The 23,183-nt window shown below is 37.8% G+C and carries 22 protein-coding genes; 13 read left to right on the forward strand and 9 right to left on the reverse strand.

Translation table 11 applies throughout. The features are described 5' to 3' along the window. On the forward strand, positions 1–669 hold the full coding sequence (locus tag BLT95_RS07450) for a sterol desaturase family protein (protein ID WP_231896342.1): 669 nt from the start codon (positions 1–3) through the stop codon (positions 667–669). A gap of 70 nt (positions 670–739) precedes the next feature. On the opposite strand, the gene BLT95_RS07455 is transcribed toward BLT95_RS07450, so the two are convergent. From BLT95_RS07455 to BLT95_RS07470, 4 genes are all read right to left on the reverse strand, one after another. Then, positions 740–1,777, reverse strand: coding sequence for a phosphatase domain-containing protein (locus tag BLT95_RS07455; protein ID WP_089665478.1), 1,038 nt, complete (start codon positions 1,775–1,777; stop codon positions 740–742). 82 nt (positions 1,778–1,859) lie between these two features. After that, positions 1,860–4,268, reverse strand: a complete 2,409-nt coding sequence (ligD, locus tag BLT95_RS07460) for a DNA ligase D (RefSeq protein ID WP_089665479.1) — start codon at positions 4,266–4,268, stop codon at positions 1,860–1,862. A gap of 3 nt (positions 4,269–4,271) precedes the next feature. Continuing rightward, a complete protein-coding gene (locus BLT95_RS07465; RefSeq protein WP_089665480.1) occupies positions 4,272–5,048 on the reverse strand; it encodes a Ku protein in 777 nt (258 codons plus the stop codon). Further along, a complete protein-coding gene (locus tag BLT95_RS07470) occupies positions 5,049–5,297 on the reverse strand; it encodes a Rho termination factor N-terminal domain-containing protein (RefSeq protein ID WP_089665481.1) in 249 nt (82 codons plus the stop codon). Between the two features lie 319 nt (positions 5,298–5,616). Here BLT95_RS07470 and BLT95_RS07475 point away from each other — a divergent pair, with 319 nt between their 5' ends. Beyond that, positions 5,617–6,084, forward strand: coding sequence for a hypothetical protein (locus tag BLT95_RS07475; RefSeq protein ID WP_089665482.1), 468 nt, complete (start codon positions 5,617–5,619; stop codon positions 6,082–6,084). Between the two features lie 54 nt (positions 6,085–6,138). Here BLT95_RS07475 and BLT95_RS07480 read toward each other — a convergent pair whose 3' ends face one another. From BLT95_RS07480 to BLT95_RS07495, 4 genes are all read right to left on the reverse strand, one after another. After that, the gene (locus tag BLT95_RS07480) at positions 6,139–8,556 is read right to left on the reverse strand and encodes a sodium-translocating pyrophosphatase (RefSeq protein ID WP_089665483.1); all 2,418 of its coding nucleotides are present in this window, start codon (positions 8,554–8,556) and stop codon (positions 6,139–6,141) included. A 133-nt stretch (positions 8,557–8,689) separates the two neighbouring features. After that, positions 8,690–9,202: an inorganic diphosphatase gene (locus BLT95_RS07485; RefSeq protein ID WP_089665484.1), complete on the reverse strand. Its 513-nt coding sequence runs from the start codon at positions 9,200–9,202 to the stop codon at positions 8,690–8,692. Between the two features lie 68 nt (positions 9,203–9,270). Continuing rightward, a complete protein-coding gene (locus BLT95_RS07490) occupies positions 9,271–11,766 on the reverse strand; it encodes a DUF5686 and carboxypeptidase-like regulatory domain-containing protein (RefSeq protein WP_172822610.1) in 2,496 nt (831 codons plus the stop codon). Positions 11,767–11,822: 56 nt separating this feature from the next. After that, positions 11,823–12,800 (reverse strand): pyruvate dehydrogenase complex E1 component subunit beta, encoded by a 978-nt coding sequence (locus BLT95_RS07495; RefSeq protein ID WP_089665486.1) that lies wholly within the window; start codon positions 12,798–12,800, stop codon positions 11,823–11,825. 309 nt (positions 12,801–13,109) lie between these two features. Here BLT95_RS07495 and BLT95_RS07500 point away from each other — a divergent pair, with 309 nt between their 5' ends. From BLT95_RS07500 to BLT95_RS07550, 11 genes are all read left to right on the forward strand, one after another. Continuing rightward, entirely contained in the window at positions 13,110–13,856 is a 747-nt protein-coding gene (locus tag BLT95_RS07500) for an electron transfer flavoprotein subunit beta/FixA family protein (RefSeq protein ID WP_089665487.1), read from the forward strand. Positions 13,857–13,909: 53 nt separating this feature from the next. Next, on the forward strand, positions 13,910–14,878 hold the full coding sequence (locus tag BLT95_RS07505; RefSeq protein WP_089665488.1) for an electron transfer flavoprotein subunit alpha/FixB family protein: 969 nt from the start codon (positions 13,910–13,912) through the stop codon (positions 14,876–14,878). 85 nt (positions 14,879–14,963) lie between these two features. Further along, entirely contained in the window at positions 14,964–15,590 is a 627-nt protein-coding gene (locus BLT95_RS07510) for a bifunctional nuclease family protein (RefSeq protein WP_089665489.1), read from the forward strand. A gap of 6 nt (positions 15,591–15,596) precedes the next feature. After that, positions 15,597–17,303 (forward strand): nucleoside transporter C-terminal domain-containing protein, encoded by a 1,707-nt coding sequence (locus BLT95_RS07515; RefSeq protein WP_089665490.1) that lies wholly within the window; start codon positions 15,597–15,599, stop codon positions 17,301–17,303. Positions 17,304–17,436: 133 nt separating this feature from the next. Then, positions 17,437–18,426 (forward strand): YihY/virulence factor BrkB family protein, encoded by a 990-nt coding sequence (locus BLT95_RS07520; RefSeq protein WP_089665491.1) that lies wholly within the window; start codon positions 17,437–17,439, stop codon positions 18,424–18,426. 102 nt (positions 18,427–18,528) lie between these two features. Then, positions 18,529–19,353, forward strand: a complete 825-nt coding sequence (locus BLT95_RS07525) for a thymidylate synthase (protein ID WP_089665492.1) — start codon at positions 18,529–18,531, stop codon at positions 19,351–19,353. Between the two features lie 27 nt (positions 19,354–19,380). Then, entirely contained in the window at positions 19,381–19,758 is a 378-nt protein-coding gene (locus tag BLT95_RS07530; protein WP_089665493.1) for an energy transducer TonB, read from the forward strand. A gap of 25 nt (positions 19,759–19,783) precedes the next feature. Continuing rightward, the gene (locus BLT95_RS07535; RefSeq protein ID WP_089665494.1) at positions 19,784–20,194 is read left to right on the forward strand and encodes an energy transducer TonB; all 411 of its coding nucleotides are present in this window, start codon (positions 19,784–19,786) and stop codon (positions 20,192–20,194) included. Between the two features lie 91 nt (positions 20,195–20,285). Beyond that, complete coding sequence (gene egtB, locus BLT95_RS07540) at positions 20,286–21,449, forward strand: ergothioneine biosynthesis protein EgtB (protein ID WP_089665495.1); 1,164 nt, start codon at positions 20,286–20,288, stop codon at positions 21,447–21,449. 12 nt (positions 21,450–21,461) lie between these two features. Next, positions 21,462–22,430, forward strand: coding sequence for an L-histidine N(alpha)-methyltransferase (locus BLT95_RS07545; RefSeq protein WP_089665496.1), 969 nt, complete (start codon positions 21,462–21,464; stop codon positions 22,428–22,430). Between the two features lie 18 nt (positions 22,431–22,448). Further along, entirely contained in the window at positions 22,449–22,733 is a 285-nt protein-coding gene (locus BLT95_RS07550; RefSeq protein ID WP_172822578.1) for a DUF427 domain-containing protein, read from the forward strand. A gap of 20 nt (positions 22,734–22,753) precedes the next feature. Here BLT95_RS07550 and BLT95_RS07555 read toward each other — a convergent pair whose 3' ends face one another. Continuing rightward, positions 22,754–23,044 carry an isoamylase early set domain-containing protein gene (locus BLT95_RS07555; protein WP_089665498.1) on the reverse strand — a complete coding sequence of 97 codons (291 nt, stop codon included), beginning with the start codon at positions 23,042–23,044 and terminating at the stop codon, positions 22,754–22,756. Positions 23,045–23,183 lie beyond the last annotated feature (139 nt).

A 23,183-nucleotide genomic window follows, 5' to 3' on the forward strand; every position in this document is an offset into this window, starting at 1 on the left:
ATGGAATCGACAAAATTAAAAAGACCAAAACATAAGGGTTCTCCTAAGTTGTTTGACAACCCTATACTTGAAAAACTAACACATACGCATATATCACTTCCTCTTATCATTTTCGGGGTTATATCTGCCGCTTTAGTTTACTATGGTGTTATTGAAAAAGGTTTTGAAGCTCCAGCAATGATTGGTTTATTTCTTGCCGGACTTTTCTTTTTCACTTTTATAGAGTACGTGATGCATAGATATTTATACCACATCCCTGCAACCACACCCAGAAAACAGAAAATTTCTTATACCATGCATGGGGTTCATCATGATTATCCAAAAGATAAGTCAAGACTGGCCATGCCACCACTGTTAAGCTTAATTATAGCAACGGTGTTGTTTATAATCTATCGTGCCGTATTAGGAGATTATGTCTTCGGATTTTTAGCAGGTTTCTTAATTGGATACGCTGCCTATCTCGCAGTTCATTATTCTGTACATGCCTTTAAAGTTCCTGATAATTTTCTAAAAATATTATGGCATCATCATAGTATACACCATTACAGAGAGCCAGACAGGGCTTTTGGAGTCTCTTCTCCTCTATGGGACCAGATCTTTAGAACAATGCCCAGAAAAGCGCCTAATAGTCAGCGTGCAGCTGTTGGAACCAGTATAGATCCTAGTTAAATTAGACTTTAGAAGAATAATAGAAATCGGTATGCTAAATTAAGCTTACCGATTTTTTTATTGGATCTCGTTACTGAATAAACCCATTCTCCCTGGCATGCTTTTCAGCTTCATTTGAATTTTCCGCAAGTAAAACAGGCACCGTATCAAAATTATCAATCAAACTCCTAACCCGCTGCATTTGTTTCTTGTGCTTTACGCTACGAAGATAAATCGCCAGTATCCTGTCTGAGTACTGAGCAGCGATATCTGTATAAATACTGGCATCATGTTCCCCGCTATCGCCTATGAGGATAAATTTCATATCAGGATAGGTTTCAAGGATGTTAGTAATCTCTTTTTGTTTATGTGGCTTTTCGGGTTTTAAGGTTCTATCAAAAGGAGTGACGAAATCTCTGAGTAATATGGGGCCTTTAGGAAACCTATTATGATCCAGAAATAATTTTAAATATTCGTATAAATTCCAGGGGCTATTGCTCAAATAAAATATAGGATTCTTCGATTCTCCAGATTGTCCCTTATGTAGTTTTTGATATAGATCTGGCGCACCTTTAAACGGAATCCTGGCGTAAGCATTGGTAAGCAACGAATTTTTTAACAGGCGAAGTTTTAAGAACGAAGTGACCCCCGTTTGTAAGATCGTATCATCAATGTCGCTAATCACCCCATATTCAGCATCTACATGTGGAACGAGAAATTCGCCTATAGCAGGATTGTCTATTAATTCGGTTTTTGGTGCAAGTTCATTTTTATAATAAACTTCAAATTCCAGCCAGCCTTCTTTATCTGCATGTTCAGCCAGGTTTTCATCAATTGTTTTGTCGAAGAGAAAGTAGCCTTCATCATCTGTTTTTCCTGTTAGGTTTACTTTATCCCTAAGGATTAATTGCATCTCCGCATCCGGGATCTCAAAACTATCAAACTGTTTCCAGGTATTTTTTATCGTCTTCCATATAGACTGGTCTTTGACAATATGAAGTGGTTCGTTATCCAGAACACGACCTTTAATATATAAGTGAGAATAAGTACCATAACTTCTATAAGGCAACACATAAACCTGATCCAGATTTTTGTATCTGCCTAAAACTTTCTTGAAACGTTTACGCATTAAGGCTGGTAGTTTTTTTCAATTTAGGTTATATTCTCAAAAGCCGCGTAAATAGTAGGAAGTTTTATAAATTATTTAATATTTATAATTCATTGAGGTGAGATAAAGCTTCTTCCATATCAATTTTATCGAGAAGCACTGGCTGAAAAATGTCTCCGTTTTTTTCTAATCTTTCTGGCATATTCTGAATATTAAAATCTGTGATTTTAATTCCTTTCTTGAGTTCTTTCCACCCTAAGGGAGTTGAAACCGGGGCTCCCGGTTTGGGTCGTACGCAATATGCTGAAGCCAGGGTTTGACCGCGACGGTTTTGTAAATAATCCAGATAGATCTTCCCTTTTCTATTCTTTACAGCTCGTTCCATGCTCGTAAGGCCTTTCGTTCTTTCCTGTATAAAATAACAGATCAATTTCGTGAAATCACGAGCTTCCTCATGTGAATAACCGGCTTGAAGTGGAAGATAAATATGGAGCCCACTGGAGCCTGAAGTTTTTAAATAGGCTTTTATTTTGGCTTCATTCAAAATTTCCTGTGCCACCTGGGCTACTTCTATAACCTCATCAAAAGTATTTTCATTTGAAGGATCTAAGTCAATCACTGAATAATCCGGGTTTTCCAGATTATTGATGCGGGAATTCCAGGAATTTATTTCTATACAACCCAGATTGGCCATGTATAAAAGCGTCGCTTCATTCTGGCAAAGAAGATATTTTATCTGTTTATCGGCAGATTTTGAGTATATCTGTTCTGTTTCTACCCAGGATTCTAAAAGTCCCTCATTATCTTTCTGATAAAATCCTTTTTTATCGATTCCGTTTGGATGCCTATGTAAATTCTGAGGTCTATCCTTAAGATAGGGTAATATATAATCTGAAATTTTTATATAGTAATCAATAAGGTCATATTTCCGAAGTCCAGAATCCGGCCAGTAAATTTTGTCTAGATTGGTTAGTTTTACGTCTTTTCCGTTTACTTCCAAACTATTATTGGATGATGTGGTTTTTGTCTTTCGAGATTCCTGAGGTAATTCAGTGTTTATTTCTTTGGTCGGCTTGTCTTCTCGCAAACCTTTATATACAGGGTGTCTCATTCTGCCGGCTGAGGTCCATTCCGAAAAAGTAACTTCGCATACCAGCTCCGGTTTGATCCAATTCGCTTTTCTTCCTTTTAAATTCGGTTTATCTTTGAAGGGAATAGCAGTAGTTTCAAGCTCCTTCATCTTCTTCAGTAATTCCTGCTGGGATTTATTTGAAAAACCGGTACCACAGTTCCCTATATATTCAAAGTCAGTATCTTTTACTATTCCCAGGATCAGAGAACCAAATAAGGCTCCTTCAGAATCTGTATATCCACAGATGATAGTCTCCAGGCTCTCATTTGCTTTAACTTTCAACCATTTTTCAGTTCTATAGCCCGGAGTATAGGTGGAATCAGCTTTCTTAGCCATAACTCCTTCCATGCCCGCATCGATGGCTTTCTGATAAAAAGAAGTACCCATTCCCTCTATATGATCACAATAGACAGCTATATTGGTTTCTTCAAGCACCTCCGGGATAAGGCTTTTGCGTTCCATTAATTTTAAATCCAGCATACTATGTCCGTTTAGGTAGAGCATATCAAAAACATAAAATTTCAGAGTTCCTTTAGTCTTCGGACTATAATTCTGTAATTTTTGAAAATCGGGAATACCATTTTTATCTACCACTACCACCTCACCATCCAGAATGGCTTCATGGGGAATATTTTCCAGGTCCTCTACCAGATTCGGAAATTTGGTATTATAAGAAATACCATTTCGGGAATGAAGAGTGACTTCTCCATCATTAACATGGGCTATAATCCGGTAGCCATCCCATTTTAGCTCATAGATCCAATTGGGATCGTTGAAAATCTTTTTCGTGGTAGAAGCCAGCATTGGTTTTACCGCATCTCTGAATTCAAGCTTTACTACCTTCCCCGGTATTTTAGCCTCTTTTTCCAGGAGATCTTCGGCGTCATAATTAAGATCTGTAGCGTTTTGATCTTTTTTCTTAATAAGCAGCCATTGATTCTTCTTATCTCCCCGATTTGTTTTTACCAGAGCAAACTCGCCTTTTAACTTTTTTCCGAAGAATTTAATTTTAAGATTTCCTGTATGAACCTGTTCTGAAAGATCTTTCGAAATGGCCGACTCAAAAATCCCCTTATCCCAAATTTGCATTTCCCCTGCTCCATAATTCCCTTTAGGAATGCTGGCCTGAAAAGTCAAATATTTTATCGGGTGATCCTCGGTTTGAATGGCCAGTCTTTTATCTTTTGGATTCATCGACGGACCTTTGGGAACTGCCCAACTTTTGAGCACCCCATCTATTTCCAGTCTGAGGTCATAATGCAACCTGCTGGCCTGATGCCGCTGAATAACAAATCTCCGTTTATTTTCTTCAGAAATTTCGCCTACAGGCTCCGGCGTATTCTTAAAGTCTCTTTTCTGAATATAGTCCTCGAGGCTCATTTTCTATGAGGCTTTACCTTTTTTCTTTTTGTCCAGACTGGCCTTCAATTGCGCCATTAGATCTTTAGCCGGGGTTGGGTCACTTTTAAATTCTTTCACCTCAGATTTTTCACCAGTAGCTTTAGATTCGATAATTTTCATTAACTGGTCATTATAAACATCCTTATATTTCTTAAAATCGAATTCGGTGGTGTATTGTTCAATCAGGGAAACTGCCATATCCACCTCTTTCTTTTTTACCGTTGCCTTGGACATCTTAAGTTCTGAAGGGTTTCTTATTTCATCCATAAACCTTATTACATGCAGGACGAGTACCTTTTTATATACACCTATGAGACTAAGGTGCTCTTTTTGCCTCATTACAAAAGTAGCTACACCAAGCTTGCCAGTTTCCTCGAGAGAATCCCGAAGAAGATTATATGACTTCCCTCCTTCTTTTTGAGGTTCAAGAAAATAGGGTTTTTTAAATAGCACATCGGCTACTTCACTCTCCTCTATAAATTCTTCGATATCTATAGTTTTGCTTTTCTTGAGGTTCGCTTTTTCAAAATCTTCTTTCTCCAGGATCACATAGCCTTCATCTTTCTTAAATCCCTTTACAATATCTTTCCATTCTACCTCCTTGCCTGTATCTTCATTCACTCTTTTATAGCGAATCTTACCGTTATCCCGTCTATCCAGCATATCCAGATCCAATTTCCGATCTTCCGATCCGGAATATAATTTTACCGGTATAGAAACCAGTCCAAAGCTTATAGAACCATTCCAGATTGATCTCATTTAATGGTTTCTTAAGGCGTTAATCAACTCCTCCTTAGACATATCACTTCTACCGTCAATACCTACTTCTTTAGCTTTTTGGTATAGCTCCTCTTTAGTTCGCTCCTCATACTTTTCCGCTTTACCACCTTTTTTTCCTGAATTAGGATCATTAGCTATACGAGCTGCTTTCTCCTTACTTACACCCTGATCCCTTAATTTTTCGTACTGCTCGTCGTTTTTAATGTGTGGTCCGTGATCTTTAGCCATAATTATGTTTTTTTGATTTATCTAAAATTACGATTTCATCACTTTAAATAGAACTATAAAAAACAGATTAACCAGAGTTTAACGGTTAGTTTTAACAAGGTTAAACGCTTATTAATACTTTGTTAAGAAACAGAGTCCCGGGTTTATATGATTTTACTGCTACTCATATTTCAGATGGAAATGCAAATCCAGTTTATTTGATAAAAATGAGTTAATTAGGTTAAAAATTTCCCGGATTTTGAAATGGTATTATAAATTTAAAAGTCGAAAAATGATTCAAATAATGGATTAATATTTTTTCCAAAAAGGAGGATGAGTTATGAATATTTCTGAAAAGAAAAAGACGGTGGAATTACTGGAAAAACTGAGGATTCTAAATTACAAAAGCGCCTATATTTATAAGATAATCGCAGGAAATGAGAAGCGTTTGATATTGAAATTTTTTTATGAGAAAATCTATCATCAGAAACTTGAATTTTTAAAGGACATTGAAGATAAAATTGAACAGCTAAAAAAAGAGATCTCACCTATAAAAGACCCAAAACTACTCTCATTCTATAAAAGGAAAAAATGTGAATTGACACAGTTTTACCTGAAATATAAACTGAGTCATAAATATGCTGATATCCATAATAGAGAGTGGAAAAGTTATAAAAAATACAGAAAATATCTTTCTAAAATTAATCACGCATGCGTGAGGGAACTTCTGTTGGCCCATAAACATAAAATTAAACACAACATTATCAACATGAACAACACAGGGGTAATGAAATTTCCTATTGCATAAAAAAACCTCCGCATTTTGAGCGGAGGTTCTTGTTTTTAAAAGGTACTTAATAATTTATCTAATCTCATCCACCTTGCTTCTAACCTCGGTTTCTTTTCCTTCAAATTCAAAGGTTTCTGTAACTTCCTCTCCATTATCTGATCTTGTCACTACTACATATGCTGTTACAAAATCATTTTCTGTGGTTTTTTCCATTTTCACTTCTTTGGAAATAATCTTAGAATCATTTTCAGAAGTATAAACAGTCGCAGTTTCTTCCTGATTCGGTATTTCCCCTTCCGTATGGCCACCAAGAATTGGCGCAATCACAAGACCAATCAGGCAAGTTAGCTTTATCAGAATATTCATTGATGGGCCTGAAGTATCTTTAAAAGGATCTCCTACCGTATCGCCGGTTACAGCCGCTTTATGAGCATCAGACCCCTTATAGGTCATTTCACCATTGATCATCACACCAGCTTCAAAAGATTTTTTGGCATTATCCCACGCACCTCCGGCGTTATTTTGAAATATAGCCCATAAGACACCGCTCACCGTTACACCGGCCATATAACCACCAAGCATTTCAGCGATCAGTACATTTTCATATCCAAAAGCCATTGGAAGAAACGCTATAAGAATAGGGAAACCAATAGTGATTACTCCAGGCAATAACATTTCCTTTAGCGCCGCTTCCGTAGAGATCGCCACACATTTATCGTATTCAGGCTTTCCGGTTCCTTCCATAATTCCCGGAATATCTTTAAACTGCCTTCTAACCTCTCTCACCATTTGCATAGCTGCTTTTCCAACGGAACTCATGGCAAGGGCAGAGAAGACAACGGGTACCATACCTCCAACAAAAAGCATCGCCAGAACTGGCGCTTTAAAGATATTGATGCCGTCTATTCCAGTAAAGGTTACATAAGCTGCAAAAAGCGCCAGAGATGTTAATGCTGCGGAAGCGATCGCAAAACCTTTCCCGGTTGCAGCAGTGGTATTACCTACGGAATCCAGAATATCTGTTCTTTCCCTAACCTCTGAAGGCAATTCGCTCATTTCAGCAATACCTCCGGCATTATCTGCGATGGGTCCAAAGGCATCAATAGCGAGTTGCATCGCTGTAGTAGCCATCATTGCTGAAGCTGCCAGAGCAACCCCGTAGAAGCCTGCAAAGGCATATGAAGCCCAGATTGCTGTTGCGAACAATAAAATTGAAAAGAATGTAGAGATCATCCCGGTTGAAAGACCGGCAATAATATTGGTAGCAGCTCCTGTACTTGAGTTCTGGACAATACTCATTACTGGTTTTTTACCTAATCCGGTATAATATTCAGTAACCGCAGAAATTACTCCACCCACTATAATTCCCACTAACGAAGCGTAGAAAACATTCAGGGAACTAATAGATTTCATTTCAAAACCTTCCTGCCCACCTACAAAGAAGCCCATGGTCATAGATTCTGACGGCAACATCCAGGTAACTAAGAAATAACTCGCAATGGCTACCAGAATAATCGATACCCAGTTTCCAATATTCAGTGCTTTTTGAACTTCAGATTCTTTGGCATCGTTAGATTTTATACGAACCAATAATGTTCCTATTATGGAAATGATAATCCCGGCACCGGCAATTGCCATTGGCAATAAAATCGGGCCTATTCCTCCAAAACCTTCAGAAGTGATATCACCTCCCATATCTTCAATGATATAATTTCCTAGAACCATTGCTGCAAGTACGGTAGCTACATAACTACCAAAAAGATCGGCTCCCATCCCGGCAACATCACCTACATTATCACCAACGTTATCTGCAATCGTTGCAGGATTACGAGGATCATCTTCAGGAATTCCGGCTTCCACCTTTCCAACCAGATCGGCTCCAACGTCTGCTGCTTTGGTGTAAATTCCACCACCTACACGAGCAAACAACGCGATAGATTCGGCACCCAGTGAAAAACCTGCCAGCGTTTCCAGCACGATCGTCATTTGTTGAGTATTGGTCCATTCTCCTCCCATAAAATAATTAAAGAAAAGAATAAAGAAACCTGTGAGACCCAGTACGGCGAGACCTGCAACTCCTAATCCCATCACGGTTCCCCCTCCAAAAGATACATTTAAAGCTTTCGGTAAACTGGTTCTTGCGGCCTGAGTAGTTCTTACATTGGTTTGGGTTGCAATCTTCATCCCCATATTTCCTGCAAGAGCAGAAAAGAAGGCTCCAAAGATAAATGCTACTATAATAAGGTAATGTGTTGTGGGAACAAAATAAGCAATAGCGGCCAGGGCTATACTGGCACCAATCACAAAGAGCGTCAATAATTTATATTCTGCTTTCAGAAAGGCGAGTGCGCCTTCATAGATGTGAGCTGAAATTTCTTTCATCTTTCCGTCTCCGGAATCCTGTTTCATTACCCAGGATCTTTTGACCCACATATAAATGAGTCCGATTATTGCCAGCACTGCAGGCATATAAATCATTATTGCTTCCATATTGTAGCTAGGTTAATTTGTTAATTATTTATTAATGCCCGCTAATGTAGTAAATTCAGCAATAATTAAAAAAGCAATAACTTTTTAAGGTTATTGCTTTTAATATATCAATATAAAAGAAAAAAAATTAGAATTATATACCGAAGCGTGATTTATCCCCTTCGTATTCCTCAAATCTCTTCACACATTGTCTTATGATCTCACGAGCTTCTTCAGCATCACCAAAGTCTCCTGTATCTACTTTTTTCTTCTCAAGATCCTTATAAACTTTAAAGAAATGTTCTATCTCCTTGATCATATGACCATTCAATTCTTTAAGATCGTTCAATCTATTCCAGATTGGGTCTGAAACCGGCACACAAATAATTTTCTCATCAGGGCCCTTCTCATCAGCCATATGGAAAACCCCAATTGGCTTTACTTCCATAACAATCCCTGGAAAGGTAGGTTCAGAAACCAACACTAGTACATCAAGTGGATCTTCATCCAAAGCCAAAGTGTTAGGAATAAAACCATAATCTGCAGGATACATCATCGAAGAGAAGATCATCCTGTCATAACGAACTTTTTTAAGTTCAAAATCATATTCGTACTTGTTTCTACTCCCTTTTGGGATTTCGATCAATACGTCAAAAGTATCAGACATTTTTATTTATTTTCTTCATTAAAATTAAGGGCTGCAAATATAGTTAATTCTGATCTTTAAAACCTTAACTAAAAGTGAAATCCGAAATCTATTGTAAATGCCATAGATCTGGCATCGGGATTATCAAAATAATTCCCCCTGAAATGCACATCAAAACGCATAACCTTAAAGATATTTCCAATACCAACACTATACTCATAAAAAGGATCGGAATCTGGCGCGACCAATGGTAGCCCGGAAGCATCTATATCTTTACTTTCCTGAGAAATATCACCGTACACAGCTCTAAATCCAACCAGCTCCCTTAGATTCAGTTCTCTTAAAAGCGGTATCCTTGAAAACAACCTTCCGTTAAAGTTATGGTCTATATGAATTGCCGAATAGCTATCGGTAACAAATTCGTAAAAATCGAGTGTTGGAAATGTATTGTAAAGCGCAAAATAGGTCTGGTTACCAGGAACCACACTTAGCAGTCCCAGTGGAATCGCATCAAAAGTTTTCCCAGCTTCAAGGCTAATATTGGAACGTCCAAGCCCTCCAACCAATAGCGGCTGGTTATAAAAGAACTGAAGCTTTTTATAATTAAAATCACTATTGAACACATCTTTCACCCCAAGACTGTAATTTAAGAACAGTGTTGGAAAATCTTCGTCATTCACTACACTTCGCTCCACCCCGAAGCCTGAAACCTTTCTTCCCGGTGTCCAGGTTATAATACTGGATAATTCAGTCTGGTTGATTTCTGAATCTATTATTGTTCTTTCTTCATCTACATAGTAATCGAGGCTAAACTCTGGAGAGGCAGGTTTTAATACCCTGTAGTTAGCTCCCACACGAACCTTTAGATTCTTTAAAGGTTCCATTTCAATGGCGAAGACACTTAAATTAATAGAGCTCAATTTATCATTATCGCCAACATTCAGTAACGAAGAAGAAGCCAGGCTTCTACCTAATACATCAGTAGAATTGGTAAGGCTGGTCCCTAGCTGCTCTACATCCCTTCGATTTCCGCCGGTTAATATCAATCTTGATTTAGGATCCAGGAGTACCTTTCCCGAAATCCCGTACTTGAATTTCTGATCTTTAAAACCGTAAGCACCATAAGCTTCAATTCGCCATGGGTCATTTTGTCCAAAATAAGTTCGCCCCCCAAATCGTGTTCTCACACCTTCTACATCATTAAATCCAAAAGTTGAGTAGACAGGACCGTAATCCCATCCATCAAACTCTACGTATCCAGATTGCGCAATGGTCGCAATATCATAAAGTCTATTGAATGCTTTTGTTTTGGTAAGACTATCTAACATCACATAGATCCCTTCCTCATCTTTATTCAGTTCTTCCATGCGGTTTTCAGACCAGAATTCTTCACTTCTATTATAAGCTTCAGATTGAGGATTATACACCGATTGCTGATAAAAAGAAGCTGGTTTCTCATTGTTGAATTCATACTCATCAAACAGCAAAGTTCTTTTAGCATAAACCCCTCTTGAAGTTTTCTTTTTATTCAGACCAAAATCAGCCATAAAGAAATCTTTAGTGATAAGAAAGATGGAATCGTTCAACACCTTAAAATCCTGTTCTATATAAACCTGCTTGATCCAGTTGATGTTTACATCTCTGGTAGTTTCAAGATTAATGTTCTTCACTGCCCAAGTGGTATCATTTACCCAAAAATCTCCTTTAAAGGTGAGTTCGTTTTCACGCCTTGGATAATAGACAATATTATAACACCACTTATTATCTATATACGCGCTATCAGAAAGTACATAATTATAGGTATCTATCCCGGTAGTTGAAACAGGACTTACAAAACTCTTGTCAAAAAATTTGATGTAATTCTTATAAATATCATAGTCGTCATAAATATCCTTTACATAATCTATAAGATTTCTATTCTGACTAAAACCTGAATTCTTATTCCCCAGCAATACTTCTTTTTCCTCATTCAAAAGATTGTCTCCATAGACCTGATTAATGGATTCATTGATGAACATAGGCAGGTAGGTTTTCCCGGTCACGCTATTGGTATCTGCATAATCAAAAATGAATTCCATTCCATTAAAAATCCTGCTTTCAATTAAGGTACTATCTATTTTATTAATATCGAATTCAAGCTTTTCATATTCTTTATACGAATACTGATCGAAGGCATTTACACCATTGGAACGCCTGTTGGCCCAAACCTTTTTCAGAATATCTATCGCGGGGTTATTCTTTTTGGAAGTCTTTCCTCGGTAGATCACCACTTCATCAAGACTAGCAGCCTCTTCTTCCAGTGTGATCTTCATATTTAAGTTAACTGAAGATTTTAATGGAACTTTTAATGTTTTATAACCAATAAATGAAACTACGATGGTATCGAAATTTCCATCGTCCTGCAGGTAAAATTCGCCATCTTCATTGGTGGTAGTACCACTGGAAGAATTAGCAAAAACCACATTTGCGAAGGGCACCGTTTTTCCGGTATTATCATTCACCACTCCACCCACCTTGGTTTGAGCTTGAACTAAATTAAGACCGGCAATAAATAGGAAAAATAAGTAGGCTTGTTTGTTCAGCATAGGATAAAAAAAAACTTCATCGTAAAGATGAAGTTTCAAAGATAAGTTGATTAAGGTTACTTATACATCACCTTTTTCACAGCTTTAACAACATCTTCACTATTTGGAAGCCATTCCTTAAGAAGTCCGGGTGAATATGGTGCCGGCGTATCGGCTGTATTAAGTTTTACAATCGGCGCATCAAGGTAATCAAATGCTTTAGATTGTACCTGATAAACAATCTCTGTGGCAACATTTCCAAATGGCCATGCTTCCTCCAGGATTACCAGTCTATTTGTTTTTTTAACAGATTCAAGAATTGCTTCATGATCCATTGGACGAACCGTTCTAAGATCTATGATCTCACAGGAGATATCTTCTTCAGCAAGTTCTTCTGCTGCTTTGTATGCTTCCTTAATGATCTTTCCGAAAGACACGATAGTTACATCACTACCTTCTCTTTTAATATCTGCCTTTCCAATTTCAATTAGATACTCATCTTCAGGCACTTCTCCTTTATCACCATACATCTGCTCACTCTCCATAAAAATAACCGGATCGTTATCGCGAATTGCCGACTTTAAAAGACCTTTCGCATCATAAGGATTTGAAGGAACAATCACTTTAAGCCCCGGAGTATTGGCGAACCAGCTTTCCAGTGCCTGTGAGTGTGTGGCTCCTAACTGACCCGCAGAACCAGTTGGCCCACGAAAAACAATAGGAATATTGAACTGCCCGCCACTCATCTGACGCATTTTAGCAGCATTATTTATTATCTGGTCAATTCCCACTAACGAGAAGTTGAAGGTCATAAATTCAATGATAGGTCTGTTACCATTCATTGCTGAACCAACGCCAATTCCTGAAAATCCAAGTTCTGAAATAGGTGTATCTATAACTCTTTCAGGACCAAATTCATCTAGCATTCCTTTTGAAGCTTTATAAGCTCCGTTATACTCAGCAACTTCCTCTCCCATTAAATAGATGCTGTCGTCCAGACGCATTTCCTCGCTCATCGCCTCCGCAACGGCTTCTCTAAATTGAATTGTCCTCATTATGTAATATCTTATTTTTTATTACTGCAGAGCAAAAATAGTAATTCATAAAGGTAAATACCATATTTGCCGATTAAAATTTTCTCAAGTCCTTTAATAATAAAAGCTCAAAATACGCAGTAAGGATAATTCACAATATTTTAGACTTTCTCACAAGTTATTCCCATTAAAACCAGGCAAAGACTAAATATTACTTAAAATATCTCGCAACTTTTAAGTTGAATTTATTATGCACGCATAGCTTTTTTTGATTTAAAATACTTACCTTCGTCATCGAAAACGTTTTATTAAAAATAAAGAACCTTATATATGAAAATCTTAGTATGTATTAGTCACGTGCCTGACACTACATCGAAAATCAATTTCACTGAAGGAGACACTAAATTTGACACGAATGGTGTTCAATTCGTAATAAACCCTAATGATGAATTTGGTCTTACTAGAGCGATGTGGTTTAAAGAAAAACAAGGCGCAAGTGTAGATGTTATAAATGTTGGTAGTGCTGAAACTGAACCTACTCTAAGAAAGGCTCTTGCTATTGGTGCAGATACTGCCATTAGAGTGAACACTCCGGCAACCGATGGATATCAGGTAGCTAAAGAACTTGCAAAAGTTGCAAAAGACGGCGGTTACGATCTTGTAATTGCCGGACGTGAATCTATTGACTATAATGGTGGAATGGTACCAGGAATGTTGGCGCAACTAATTAAAGCTAATTTCATAAATAACTGTATTAGTCTTGAAGTTGATGGTGAAAAAGCCAAAGCGGTACGTGAGATCGATGGCGGTAAAGAAACCTTAACTGCTTCTCTACCTTTGGTAATTGGTGGACAGAAAGGGCTTGTAGAAGAAAGTGATCTTCGCATCCCGAATATGAGAGGGATCATGCAAGCACGTAAAAAACCTTTAAACGTGGTGGAGCCTGCAGATACTTCTGTAAAAACCGAAGCGGTTAAATTTGAAAAGCCAGCTCCAAAAGGAGACGTTAAACTTATTGATCCTGAAAATCTTGATGAGCTAATAGATCTGCTTCACAATGAAGCGAAAGCGATCTAATTTAAGTTTCTGACAGGTCAAAAAGAATTTCAAAATTTAAAATCAGAAGAAAAATGTCAATTTTAGTATATATAGAATCAGAAGAAGGAAAATTCAAGAAAGCTTCTTACGAAGTTGCTTCTTATGCAAAAGGAATAGCAGAGAAAATGGGAACATCGGTTACTGCGATTGCTTTTAACGCAGACGATGTTTCAGAATTAGGAAATTATGGAGTGGATAAAGTCCTTAACGTAAAAAGTGATAAACTAAAGAACTTTAATGCTGAAGCTTATTCAGATGCTATTAAACAGGCTGCTGAAAAAGAAGGAAGTAAAGTGGTAGTTCTTAGTCAGAGTGCAAACAGCAAATACCTTGCACCTTTACTGGCAGTACAGCTTGAAGCAGGTTACGCTTCCAATGTAGTTGCCCTTCCGGAAAGTACAGATCCTTTTACCGTAAAAAGAACTGCTTTTACCAACAAAGCATTCAATTTTACCAAAATCACTACCGACGTGAAAGTGATTGGATTGTCAAAAAATGCATATGGACTTAAAGAATCTCAGGGAGCTGCAGCCTCTGAAGACTTTAGCCCAAACCTTTCAGAAGAAGATTTTTCAGTAAATGTAGAATCTGTAGATAAGGCCACAGATAAAGTAACAATTGCAGACGCTGAAGTCGTGGTATCTGGTGGTCGTGGACTTAAAGGTCCTGAAAACTGGGGAATGGTAGAAGAAATGGCAGATATTCTTGGTGCGGCCACCGCATGCTCCAAACCCGTTAGTGATATGGGGTGGAGACCGCATAGTGAACACGTTGGACAAACCGGAAAACCTGTTGCTTCTAACCTTTACATAGCCATTGGTATTTCAGGAGCAATTCAGCATCTTGCAGGAATCAATGCCGCGAAAACAAAAGTTGTGATCAACAACGATCCTGAAGCGCCATTCTTTAAAGCAGCAGACTACGGAGTAGTTGGTGATGCCTTTGAAGTGGTGCCGAAACTAAATGAAAAATTGAAGGAATTTAAAGAGAAAAACGCATAATTTTCCTAAATTGCGAGCCATAAAGGGGCTGTCTAAATATGGTAAATGTCCTTATTTTAGACAGCCTTTTTAATTTTACTGAAGTATGAGTTTAGTGCGACTGAATATAAAGGGAATATCTTATAGTCAAACACAAAACGGAGCTTACGCATTGATCCTCAACGAAGTTGGGGGTGAACGTAAGTTGCCTATTGTGATCGGAGCATTTGAAGCACAATCAATTGCAATTGCCCTGGAGAAGGAGATAAAACCTCCAAGACCCCTCACCCACGATCTTTTTAAGAATTTTTCAGATAGATTTGAAATTATTGTCAAACAGGTGATTATCCACAAACTGGTTGATGGTGTTTTCTACTCCAGTCTTATTTGTGAAAGAGACGGGATTGAAGAAATTATCGATGCAAGAACCAGTGATGCTATTGCCCTGGCCCTTAGATTTGACGCACCAATATTCACATATAAAAATATTCTTGATAAAGCCGGCATTTACTTAAAAGCCGAAGAAAAACAGCGTGAAAAAGAAGAGAAGCACGAAGAGGAAATTATTGAAGAAGAACTTTTAAAGGAGGAAATAGCCTTACAATCTGACGATACTTCAGATTATAAAAAAATGTCCCTCGAAGAATTAAAAGAACTACTTTCCCAAGCTGTAAGTCAGGAAGATTATGAAAAAGCGGCCCGAATCAGGGACGAAATTTCCAAAAGAAAATAACCCGAAATGAACAAAATCTGGTGTTGCCTATTCCTGATTGTATTTTCTATTACATCAGCTTCTTCTCAAACAATTTCAAAAAACTGGCAACTAGAAACATCAGCAGATGATCCCGTCCAGGAACAGGTATTTGGCGGGGCAAAAGAAATAAATTTTAAAGAAGGCAGGTTTAGTTTTCTCAATGAAAAAGCTGGAGATACTTTAGCTTCTGGCGATTACTTATATCAAAACAAACTGCTCGTCTTATTTTATAATACCCCAAAAGATACCATTCGAAATCTTCGTGTTTCTGAACTTACAGATTCCAGCATGGTAATTTCTTCAAAAGAAGCAAATTATCAACTTAAAGTGCAGAAGAAAGAAGCATCAGAAGTGATCCCGGCAAAAACCGCGAAAGAGATGATTCCCAGCGCAGGGATAAGCACTTCAAGCTTAATTCGTGGTATTATAGGGATGATCGCATTGATCTTAATAGCTTTTATTTTTAGCAGTAACCGAAGGGCGGTCAACTGGAAAACTGTGGGTATAGGTCTGGCCGCTCAGCTTACCCTCGCCATTGGTGTATTGAAAATAACCGTTGTACAGAAGGTTTTTGAATTTGTAGGAAATATTTTTGTTCTGATCCTGGATTTTACTGCTGCTGGTAGTGAATTTTTGCTTGGCGGAATGATGGATGTAGATAGTTTTGGATTTATCTTTCTTTTTCAGGTTTTACCCACTATTATTTTCTTTTCAGCATTAACATCGGTGCTCTTCTATTTAGGAGTTATACAAATCGTTGTAAAAGGAATGGCCTGGGTACTTACTAAATTATTGGGGATTTCAGGCCCTGAAAGTTTAAGTGTCGCCGGAAATATTTTTCTTGGACAAACCGAGGCTCCTTTAATGATCAAGGCTTATTTGGAGAGAATGACAAGGTCTGAGATCCTGCTGGTGATGGTTGGAGGAATGGCTACTGTTGCCGGCGGTGTACTTGCCGCTTACATAGGTTTTCTAGGCGGTGACGATCCGGAATTAAGGTTGCAATTTGCAAAACACCTTCTGGCAGCCTCTGTAATGGCTGCGCCCGGAGCCATTGTGATCTCAAAAATATTATATCCCCAGCAGGAACCTGTAAATACTGATGTAGAAGTGTCTTCAGAAAAAATTGGTTCTAATATTCTGGATGCGATTGCAAATGGAACTACCGAAGGTTTAAAGCTGGCCGCGAATGTTGCGGCGATGCTCCTGGTGTTCATTGCATTCATCGCAATGATCAACTATATCCTGGGATACATTGGCGGTTTAACCACTCTGAACAGTCTAATGGCTGAATATACCCCCTATTCCAAATTCTCTCTGGAATCTATTTTAGGAATTATTTTCGCTCCTTTAATGTGGTTAATTGGAGTTGCAAAAGAAGACATGATGCTCATGGGGCAACTGCTCGGGATAAAACTTGCGGCAAGTGAATTTGTAGGCTACGTACAATTAGCCGATCTTAAGAATCCAGCCAACGCACTGAGTCTCAATTACGAAAAATCGGTGATCATGGCTACCTATATGCTTTGCGGATTTGCCAATTTTGCGTCTATTGGTATCCAGATTGGGGGAATTGGCTCCCTGGCCCCCGGACAGAGAAAAACACTTTCTGAATTCGGAATGAAAGCATTGATTGGAGGTACTTTAGCCTCCTTACTTTCTGCTACTATCGCTGGAATGATCATTGGTTAAACCTGGAACTTCACTGAATTTTTTTAGAAAACTTTCTAATTTGATTTTCTTTAAGGTGAGGTATAAATTCTAAATTGCAGCTCATCTTTTTCATCCTGAACGAGTTGCAAGAAGATTTTTATTTCCTTTTTTGATGAGTAATACTAATAGAAAATCATTATATCGTGGCGAGGAAGCCCAGTGGCCACACCAAATTCCGTTGAGGGGATGGGTAGATATAGGCAAGCGTGTCTGGCGTGAAATGAAGGTAGATCATGTACAAATTGTGTCTGCCGGAGTTGCTTTTTATTTTTTCCTGTCTATTTTTCCAACCATTGTCGTTGCTATTTCCATATACAGCCTGGTTCTGGATCCCGCTCAAATTCAGGAACAAATGTCGCGGCTTACGCTTATTATGCCAGAACAAGCTTATGGTATGATAACCGATATACTCAACCCCGTGATTAATCAAGACCGGAAAGAAATAGGATGGGGATTATTTGTTAGTATCATTGTAAGTATCTGGAGTGCAAATAAAGGAACCAGTGCTTTATTTCAAGGGGTTAACATAGCTTACGATGAAATTGACGACAGGGGTCTTATTAAAAAGAACTTGTTGACTTTAATATTTACCCTGGCGGGAGTTGTAATTGGTCTTATTAGCCTGTTAATTGTGATCTTCTTCCCTCTTCTTGTAACAAATATTGGTCTTACTCCGGCTTTGGAGGACATGTTTACATGGCTGCGCTGGGTATTTTTAGGTTTAATTCTTATTAGTACACTTAGCATGGTTTACAAAATAGCCCCGAACCGTTCACGTCCAAAATTCCGGTGGGTTAGCTGGGGAGCGATTCTTGGAACGATCTTCTGGTTAGCCGGCTCAATGGGCTTTTCGTGGTACGTGGGTAATTTTGGAAGTTATGATGATCTCTACGGAAGTTTTGCAGCAGTGGCCATATTAATGCTTTGGTTATTTCTCACGGCATTTATCGTTTTAATGGGTGCTGAAATTAATTCTGAAATGGAACATCAAACCAGGTTTGATACCACAAGCGGGCCTCAAAAACCAATGGGAGAACGCAATGCATGGCATGCCGACCACTGTGCGGTAGAAAATCGTGATGATAAGTTAAAACAAAGTTGATAACTATTCTGGAATACATCTGAAATAAGACCTGAAATTTTACCTGTTTTGTTATTTTTATTGGAACTTAACCTGAAGTTTTTCCGAATAAAATATCTTTCAATGAAACAGTATCATGACCTCCTTAAACACGTATTGGAGCACGGAGCACAAAAAGGAGACCGCACCGGCACAGGAACTAAAAGTGTATTTGGGTACCAGATGAGATTTGATCTTAGTGAAGGTTTTCCTATGGTCACCACTAAAAAATTACATTTAAAATCTATTATTTACGAATTATTATGGTTTTTGAAAGGTGATACTAATATTGATTATTTAAAGGAGAATGGTGTAAGGATCTGGAATGAATGGGCCGATGAGAACGGAGATCTTGGTCCGGTATATGGTCACCAATGGAGAAACTGGAATAGCGAAGAAATAGATCAGATACAGGAAATAATCAATACGCTAAAGAATAATCCAAATAGTAGAAGAATGCTAGTGTCTGCGTGGAATCCTTCGGTTTTGCCTGATACTTCAGTTTCATTTTCAGAAAATGTCGCGAACGGAAAAGCGGCACTCCCGCCCTGCCATGCATTTTTTCAGTTTTATGTAGCTAATGGAAAACTATCCTGTCAGCTTTATCAAAGAAGTGCCGATATATTTCTTGGCGTACCATTTAACATTGCTTCCTACGCTTTGTTAACTATGATGATGGCCCAGGTTTGCGGATACGAGCCGGGAGATTTTATTCACACTTTTGGTGATGCTCACATATACAGCAATCATATGGAACAGGTAGAACTTCAATTAAGTCGTGAGCCAAGAGCACTTCCAACGATGAAGATCAATCCTGAAATAAAAGATATTTTTGATTTTAAGTTTGAAGATTTTATATTGGAGAATTATGATCCGTATCCAGGCATAAAAGCCAGGGTTGCGGTCTAATTTAATCTTATAAAATTTTTAAATATTATGAAAAAGTTAGTAGTGATCACATGTTTTTTATTTGGAGGAATAGCTCTCTCAAATGCTCAGCAAACCTCCCCGGTTTGGCCAGGATGTGAGAACAGCGAAGATGTAAAAAAGTGTTTTAACCAGAAACTCTCTCAACATGTGAGTGAGAATTATGAATACCCTCAAAATGATGCAGGGGAATATGTGAGAGGTAAAGTCACCATTTCTTTTGCTATAGATGAGAATGGCGAGGTTGTTGTAAACTCTATCGAAGGTGATAAGCCTGCTGTTAAAAAAGCAGCCAGAGAAATGATCATGAAAATTCCAGAAATGGAACCTGGAACTCTAAATGGAGAACCAGACTCAAGAAACTTTACGGTTCCATTTAATTTCTAGATAAGATTTAAATAATAAAATTGCTATGAAAAAATTACTGATTATTGCTTTGATGCTTACAGGTCTTACATCTTTCGCACAGGATGATGTAAATGTAAAAGGGAATAAAGTGAGCATGAAAGAGACGGCCCCAATCTGGACCGGTTGTGAAGAAAGTGCCGATAAAAAGGCCTGCTTCAATAAAATGCTTATGCAGCATATTAAAGAGAATATTAAATATTCTAAAAATGCTAACGGAGAATGGATTCGCGGAAAAGCGATCGTTAAGATGGAGGTGAACGAAAAAGGGAATGTGGTAGTAAATTCTGTTGACAGTAAATATCCTGAACTAAAAACTGAAGCTAAAAGATTGATGGAATCTATTCCAGCGATGACTCCCGGAAAACTGGCTGGAAAGCCAAAAGCTATTAAATACACTATTCCGCTTACGTTTTAAGCACTTTTAACTCGACCTTAACGAGTGATTAGCAAGGTGATTTTGAAAAAATTGTAAATTTGAGTGATACCAAAACGTATCACTCTTTTTTATGCTTTCACAGAACAAAATCATTCAACTCTTTAAGGAAACCAGAGCCGATTCAGAAAAGATATGTTCTTTTCTCGAAACCGAAGATTATGTTGTTCAGCCTATAGAGAATGTTTCTCCTCCCAAATGGCATTTGGGACATACTACCTGGTTCTTTGAAGAATTTGTTCTGAAAAAATATGCAGGTTCCCACAAACTATTTGATGAGAACACGGCATATGTTTTCAACAGTTACTATGAAAGTGTAGGAGAGAAAGTGATAAGAACTAACAGGGGTAATTTGTCACGCCCAACAGTAGCATGGATCTACCAATTCAGAAAATATGTTACTGAAGAGATGTTGAAATTTCTTGAAGCTAATGAGCTTGACAATGAGATTCTTGATGTTATTGAGATTGGTTGTCATCATGAAAAACAACACCAGGAATTACTTTATACAGATATTAAATATATTCTAGGCAACAACCCACTTCTTCCCAAATATAATAATGATTTCAAGGAGAATATCATTCAGGATTTCAACCAGGAATGGATAGGGTTATCAGAAGGGATTTATGAGATTGGGCATAATTGTGATGATTTTTGTTATGATAATGAGCAGGGATTTCATAAAAAGTATCTTAACGATTTCAGTATATCAAACAAACTGGTAACCAACGAAGAGTTTATTGAATTTATGGACGCTGGCGGTTATAAAGATGTGCTCTTATGGCATGCAGAGGGCTGGGACTGGAAAAATGAAAATGATATAAGCTCCCCGGCGTACTGGCATAAGATTGACGATGAATGGCATCAATATACCATGAATGGGCTTGTTAAGCTGAATCAAAAAGCACCGGTCACCCATATTTCATATTTTGAAGCATTTGCTTATTCCCAATGGAAAGGAATGCGATTACCAACCGAAGAAGAGTGGGAATCGGCCCAAAGTAAATTTAATTGGGGAACGAGATGGGAATGGACCGAAAGCGCTTATGCTCCATATCCCAATTATAAAAAACCTGAAGGAGCCCTTGGAGAGTACAATGGTAAATTCATGGTAAGTCAAAAAGTTTTAAGAGGCAGTTCGGTTGCTACCTCCAACAATCATAGCAGACCAACCTATAGAAATTTTTTTCATCCGCAGCTCAGATGGCAGTTTACAGGCTTCAGACTGGCAAAATAGTGATAGATTTATATGAAAAATCCACCAGAAACAATGTTTGAAACAGCCTTTGCTGAAGATACCTATAAAGGACTCACGAGCTATCCCAAATACCTCTACTCTAAATACATCTATGACAAGAAGGGTGACAAACTCTTTCAAAAAATCATGGATATGCCAGAGTATTATTTAACTTCAAGCGAATTTGATATCCTCAAACTGAATGCTGATGCGATCACCAATTCATTTAGCAGTGAAGATGGCCTGGATCTAATTGAACTTGGCGCTGGTGACGGGAAAAAGACAAAGATAATTCTTAAAAAACTCATTGCGAAAAATGCCAAATTTGATTATTTACCTATAGACATCAGTCAAAATGTTCTTGACGAATTGAAAGATGCTCTTAGTTATGAAATTCCCGAAGTCAATGTAAAAGTGCAGCAGGGAACCTATTTTAAGACACTCGAAAAACTTTCGGAATATAATACTCGAAAAAAAGTGATCCTTGTTTTAGGAAGTAATATTGGCAACCTATCTCATAAGGAAGCTGTTGATTTTCTCGCTCATATTGCCAAGGCAATGAGCCAGGAGGACATGCTTTTTATGGGTTTTGATCAAAAGAAACATCCCCAGAAGATCCTGGATGCTTATAATGATCCTGCCGGAATTACTGAAGAATTTAATAAGAACTTACTGGTAAGGATTAATACTGAATTAGGCGGCGAATTTAACACTGATAATTTTCTTCACTGGGAAACATACGATCCTGAAACCGGAACGGCAAAGAGTTTTCTGGTTAGTAAAAACCAACAGCAGGTAAATATTAAAAAACTTGGGCTGGAAATTAATTTTGATGCATGGGAAAGCATTCATACCGAAATTTCCCAAAAATATGATGATTCCATCGTAAACTGGCTGGCCGATGAAGCCGGGCTTTTAGTAGAGAAGTCCTTTAGTGATAAGGAAAATTACTATAAAAACTATATCTTTAGAAGAAAGTAACTTCTAATTTATTAGATTATGAAAGCCATCTGGAATGACACAATAATTGCTGAAAGTTCCAATACCAAAATCGTGGAAAACAACCATTATTTTCCCAGAGAGGACATTAAGGAAGAATATTTTGAACCTAGCGATTCTCATACACGCTGCCCCTGGAAAGGCAAGGCGTCATATTTTCACATAAAGGTTAACAAAGAAATTAATAAGGATGCAGCATGGTATTACCCTGAGGCTAGTCACGCTGCAAAACCTATTGAAAATCACGTTGCATTCTGGAATGGAGTTAAAGTGGTGGAAGACTAATCTCCTCCAAAATGAGATGTTCAGACTTTTAAAACACTATTTTCAGTAGCGGCATAATCATTCCATTTGTAAGCATCGGCTTCAGATTCATTAACCCATTCCCCATCAACGATATATCTAAATTGATATTCCCTATCTACAGGAAGATTTAAATGTCCCTTGAAATTTCCGTTCTTATATTTTTTCAGGGAAGATGTATTCCAGTTACTGAAATCACCCGCTACTTCAACTTTGTTAGCCTCCTTTGCAGGCACTACAAAAGTTATCTTACACTCCGGTTTAGATTTCAGGTATTGCTTTGTAATTGGCATGACTTAAATATTTAAAATTTCATGCTCCAAATTAAAACCATAAAGACTTATAAAACAATAAAAATCAGTTAGTTGAAATCATTTTTCCGAATTTAAAAATGAAAGCCGCCTTCATCTATGAAATTGAAAATACGCAAAC

Source organism: Gramella sp. MAR_2010_147 (assembly GCF_900105135.1).
In the GTDB taxonomy this organism is placed as follows: Bacteria; Bacteroidota; Bacteroidia; order Flavobacteriales; family Flavobacteriaceae; genus Christiangramia.